The 5181-nt window shown below is 68.8% G+C and carries 3 protein-coding genes and 1 pseudogene; 3 read left to right on the top strand and 1 reads right to left on the bottom strand.

The window, feature by feature from the left end; translation table 11 throughout:
- Together ACFWPJ_RS23855 and lon are read left to right on the top strand one after the other, a co-directional pair.
- A partial coding sequence (locus ACFWPJ_RS23855) for a DUF3068 domain-containing protein (RefSeq protein ID WP_378854615.1) occupies positions 1-647 on the top strand: 647 nt, incomplete at its 5' end.
- A 146-nt stretch (positions 648-793) separates the two neighbouring features.
- The gene (gene lon / locus ACFWPJ_RS23850; protein WP_378854614.1) at positions 794-3202 is read left to right on the top strand and encodes an endopeptidase La; all 2409 of its coding nucleotides are present in this window, start codon (positions 794-796) and stop codon (positions 3200-3202) included.
- A 267-nt stretch (positions 3203-3469) separates the two neighbouring features.
- Here lon and ACFWPJ_RS23845 read toward each other — a convergent pair.
- A pseudogene (locus ACFWPJ_RS23845) lies at positions 3470-3892 on the bottom strand (PaaI family thioesterase); the annotation flags it as partial.
- 148 nt (positions 3893-4040) lie between these two features.
- Between ACFWPJ_RS23845 and ACFWPJ_RS23840 the strand changes: the two are divergent.
- Positions 4041-5117 (top strand): DNA polymerase IV, encoded by a 1077-nt coding sequence (locus ACFWPJ_RS23840; RefSeq protein ID WP_378854613.1) that lies wholly within the window; start codon positions 4041-4043, stop codon positions 5115-5117.
- The last annotated feature ends 64 nt before the right edge of the window (positions 5118-5181 follow it).

Genomic DNA, 5181 nt, shown 5'->3' with positions numbered 1-5181 from the left:
CCCTCGACACCTCCGGCGCGTCGGTGCCCTATCCGACAACCCTTCAGGTTCTGCAGTACCGCTTTCCGAGCGGCCCCGAGACGATGTCTTACCCGTACTTAGACCTGAACGCCCGCGCCACCTCCCCGATCGACTTCGTCGAGGAGTCGGAGGTCAACGGGATTCCGGTCTACCACTTCCGGCAGACCATCCCGGTCACGAGCTTGCACGACGTCGCGCCCACCGCGACCAGCAAGCTCACGCTGCCCGCGGCCAAGTGGGGCCTCGAGGGCGACGGCGACGTGACGATGCTGCGCTTCTACACCAACGTCCGTGACGTGTGGGTCGAGCCGAGGACCGGCGCGGTCCTCAAGGGCGGCGAGCAGCTGCACCTGTTCTACGGCCGTAGCGCCAACCAGGTCGACGTCACCGCGCTGAAGACGCACCTCGTGTTCGACGAGGAGACCATCGAGTCCCAGATCGCGGTCACCCAGGATAGCCTCGACAAGCTCGACCTGTTCGGCAAGACCCTGCCGATCATCCTGGGCATCCTCGCCGCGATCCTGATCATCGCGGGCGCCGTCCTCGGCGTCATGAGCGCAGGCGGTTCCACCGCGCGCCGCACCTACGACCCGCCCACCGAACAACTCCGCTCCACGAACCTCTAGCTCGGTTCCCCTGCACAGCGCGGCCTCCCCGGATCACCTTCGGGGAGGCCGTGTTGCGTTCGCCGTCAGTGAACGACGGCACCGGCAGGAACAAACAGGTAGGGCACTGGGTTGAGTCAGCAAAGCTCAACTTTGGAAGGGTCGACATGACTACAGCTCAGAACCTGCCGGTGCTGTTCCTCACCGATCCGATCGTGCTGCCGGGCATGGTCGTGCCCATCGAATTGGACGAATCCGCGCAGGCCGCCATCGATGCCGCGCAGGCCGGGAAGACCGGCGCCGTGCTCGTCGCGCCCCGGCTGGACGAGGGCTACGCCTCCTACGGCGTCGTCGCCTCGATCGAGCAGGTCGGGCGCATGCGCGGTGGCGCTCCCGCCGCCGTGCTCAAGGCCGAGCGCAGGGCGCGGATCGGGCACGGCGTGACCGGGCCCGGCGCCGCCCTGTGGGTGGAGGCCGAGGTGGTCGAGGAGGTGGCGCCCGACGCGCGGACCACCGAGCTGGCCGCCGAATACAAGAAGCTGGTCGTCGCGGTGCTGCAGCGCCGGGAGGCGTGGCAGATGATCGACATCGTCAACCAGCTCGACAAGCCGGACGCCATCGCCGACACCGCCGGCTACGCGCCGTACCTGTCCGACGAGCAGAAGCGCGAACTGCTGGAGACCACGGACGTCGCCGTCCGGCTGACCAGGCAGATCGAGTGGATCACCGACCACATCGCCGAGGTCGAGGTCACCGACAAGATCTCCGAGGACGTCCGCGAGGGCATGGAGAAGAGCCAGCGCGAGTTCCTGCTGCGCCAGCAGCTCAACGCCATCCGCAAGGAACTCGGCGAGGACGAACCCGACGGCGCCGACGACTACCGCACCCGCGTGGAGAACGCCGACCTGCCCGAGAACGTGCGCGCCGAGGCGCTGCGCGAGGTCGGCAGACTGGAGCGGGCCAGCGATCAGAGCCCCGAATCCGGCTGGATCCGCACCTGGCTCGACACCGTGCTCGACCTGCCGTGGACGGTGAAAACCGAAGACAGCACCGATGTCTCGGCCGCGCGTGCCGTGCTCGACGCCGACCACCACGGTCTGGACGAGGTGAAGGACCGCATGGTCGAGTACCTGGCCGTGCGTGCGCGCCGGGCCTCGCGTGGGCTCGAGGTCGTCGGCGGACGTGGCTCCGGTGCCGTGCTCGTGCTGGTCGGTCCGCCCGGTGTCGGCAAGACCTCGCTGGGTGAGTCCGTCGCGAAGGCGCTGGGCCGCAAGTTCGTTCGCGTCGCCCTCGGCGGCGTGCGCGACGAGGCCGAGATCCGTGGCCACCGCCGCACCTACGTGGGCGCGCTGCCCGGCCGGATCGTGCGTGCGGTGAAGGAGGCGGGTTCGATGAATCCCGTTGTCCTGCTGGACGAGATCGACAAGGTCGGCTCCGACTTCCGCGGTGATCCGGCGGCGGCGCTGCTCGAGGTCCTCGACCCCGTGCAGAACCACACCTTCCGCGACCACTACCTCGACCTGGACCTCGACCTGTCGAACGTGCTGTTCATCGCGACGGCCAATGTCATGGACACCATCCCCGGTCCGCTGCTGGACCGCATGGAGCTCATCACCGTCGACGGCTACACCGAGGCCGACAAGGTGGCCATCGCCCGCGACTTCCTGGTGCCACGGCAGCTGGAACGCAATGCGCTGACCGCACAGGAGGTTTCGATCACCGACGCGGCGTTGCGCGAGATCGCGGCGAACTACACCAGGGAAGCCGGTGTGCGCCAGATGGAGCGGCTGGTCGCCAAGGCGCTGCGCAAGGCGGCGACGAAGCTGTCCGAAGCCGACGCGCCCGATTCCGGCGCCGAGGTGATCGACATCGGTCTCGGCTACGATCCGTCGCTCGGATACGACAGTGCGGCAACGGGTCTGACCGTCGACATCGACAACCTGAACGATTACCTGGGCCGACCCCGCTTCACCCCGGACTCGGTGGAACGCACCGCGGTCCCCGGCGTGGCGACCGGCCTGGCGGTCACCGGCGCGGGCGGCGATGTCCTCTACATCGAGGCCAATGCCGCCGAGGGCGAGCGCTCGCTCACCCTCACCGGCCAGCTGGGCGACGTCATGAAGGAGTCGGCGCAGATCGCCCTCACCTACGTGCGCTCGCACCTGGCGGAGATCGGCATCGAACCGAAGGTCCTCGACCGGAATATCCACATCCACTTCCCGGCGGGTGCGGTGCCCAAGGACGGACCGTCGGCGGGCGTCACCATGGTGACCGCCCTGGTGTCGCTGGCCCTGGATCGTCAGGTGCGCGGTGATGTCGGCATGACCGGTGAGGTCACGCTGAACGGCCGGGTCCTGCCGATCGGCGGCGTGAAGCAGAAGCTGCTCGCCGCCCAGCGCGCCGGCCTGAAGACGGTCTTCATCCCGGCCCGCAACGAACCGGACCTCGACGAGGTCCCTGCGGAAGTGCTGGCCGCCCTGGATGTCCGTCCCGTCGCCGACGTGGCCGAGATCCTGGCCTACGCCATCGAGCCGATCGCCGAACCGGCGGCCGACAAGCTGGCGTACACGGCCTAGATCGCCGGACTGGCGTAATCGTGCACTTCGCGTCTTCGCAGTCAGATATCTGATTGCAGTGAGCCGGATTGCACGATTACGCCAGGTTTTCTATCGGCTGACCGTGGGCGGCAACCGCGGCGCTTCCTCCGGCCCGACGGTGACGATCGGGAGCTGATCGGTCTCGAAGGTGTCCTGCTCCTCCCCGAACTCGTCGTCGAAGTCCGCGTCGTCGTCGAATTCCGGGTCTTCGTCGGCGTCTGCCGCGGCGGACGGGGCGAGGTCCTTCTCCACGCGCCGGGTCGTCCCCTGCGCGACCGCGCACAGGATCGGCTCCTCACCCTCGGTCTCGGCGTAGACGTCACAGTGGGTGACCGCCTGGCGGCGGGTGGCACCGAGGACGGTGGCGTGGATGCGCAGGCGCTCGCCGATGGCGGGGCGCAGGTAAGTGATGGTGAAGCCGCCGGTCAGGACATTGGGGCCGAGGACGGTGCCCGCGGCGAAGGTCAGCGCGTTGTCCGCCGCGTAGGCCAGCACCCCACCGTGCACGAAACCGAACTGCTGACCGTGTTCGGGCTGGATCTCGATGACCAGTGTGGCCGCACCGTCCCCGAATTCGGTGAGTTCGGTGCCGACGAGGCGCGCGAACGGCTGCGCCGCGAGTACCTGGCGGGCCAGGTCGAGGTCGAGGGTGGTGGCTTCGGTCGGCATCGGGTGTTCCGTTCTTCGAGCTCGGTCGGGACATCGGTTGGCGCGCTACGGATATTGCCATCCGGCCGGTGCGGCGAGTACCCCAGTGCCGCACCCGTCCGCGCCAGGTTGCGGCGGTTTGTCGGTACCGTGCGGTAATACTTCAACCGTGCCCCAGTGGCTGCTGCATGTCGATCTCGACCAGTTCCAGGCGGCGGTGGAATTCCGGCGTCGCCCTGAGCTGCGCGGACAGCTGGTCATCGTCGGCGGTACCGGCGATCCCGACCAGCCGCGCAAGGTCGTCACCTGCGCGTCCTACCCGGCCAGGGCCTACGGCGTGCGCGCGGGCATGCCGTTGAAGATGGCGCAGCGCAAGTGCCCCGACGGTGTGTTCCTGCCGGTGGACATGGCCGCCTACGAGGAAGCCTCCGAGGAGATCATGGCGACGCTCGGCCGGGTGGCCGGCGCGGTCGAGGTCTGGGGCATGGACGAGGCGTTCGTCGCCACCGACGGTGACCCATGGCCGCTGGCCGCCGAAATCCGCAGCGCCGTCATCGAACTCGGCCTGACCTGCTCGGTCGGCATCGGTGACAACAAGCTCACCGCGAAACTGGCCACCGGTTTCGCCAAGTCGGCGGGCAAGTCCTCCGCCGAGCCCGAACACGACCCCGGCGCCGCGGCCGGCGTCTTCGAGCTGACCGCGGCCACCTGGACCGAGCTGATGGGCCACCGCCCCACCGACGCGCTGTGGGGCGTCGGCGCCAGGATCGCGCATCGCCTGGCCGCCCTCGACATCGCCACCGTCGCCGACCTGATGGCCGCCGACCGGCAGCGCCTCGCCGCCGAATTCGGCCCAAGCACCGGCCCCTACCTGTGGGTCCTCGGCCACGGCAAAGGCGATACCGAGCTCACGACCGCCCCGCGAATCCCGGTGGGCCGCAGCAAGTCCGAGACCTTCCCACACGACCTCACCGACCCGGACGAGATCCGCGGCGAGGTAGCGAGACTGGCCACCGAGGTCGCCGAGGAGATGATCGAGCACCAGCGGATCAGCACCCGCGTCTCCGTCACAGTCCGCACCAAAACCTTCTACACCCGCAGCAAGCAGCAAAAACTCCCCGAGCCCACCTCCGACATCCCCACCATCGTCGACACCGCCCTGGCCATCATCGACCGCTTCGACCTCGACCGCCCCGTCCGCCTCCTCGGCGTCCGCCTCGAACTCCTCCCACCCGAGCCCCCCTGACCACCTCACGACCACCCCCGAGCCCGTCCCGACTCGTGGACAGTTGATCACCACGCTGTGGCTG

This window comes from Nocardia sp. NPDC058497 (assembly GCF_042720195.1).
Taxonomy (GTDB): Bacteria; Actinomycetota; Actinomycetes; order Mycobacteriales; family Mycobacteriaceae; genus Nocardia.
This window is presented reverse-complemented; position numbering and strand designations above follow the sequence as displayed.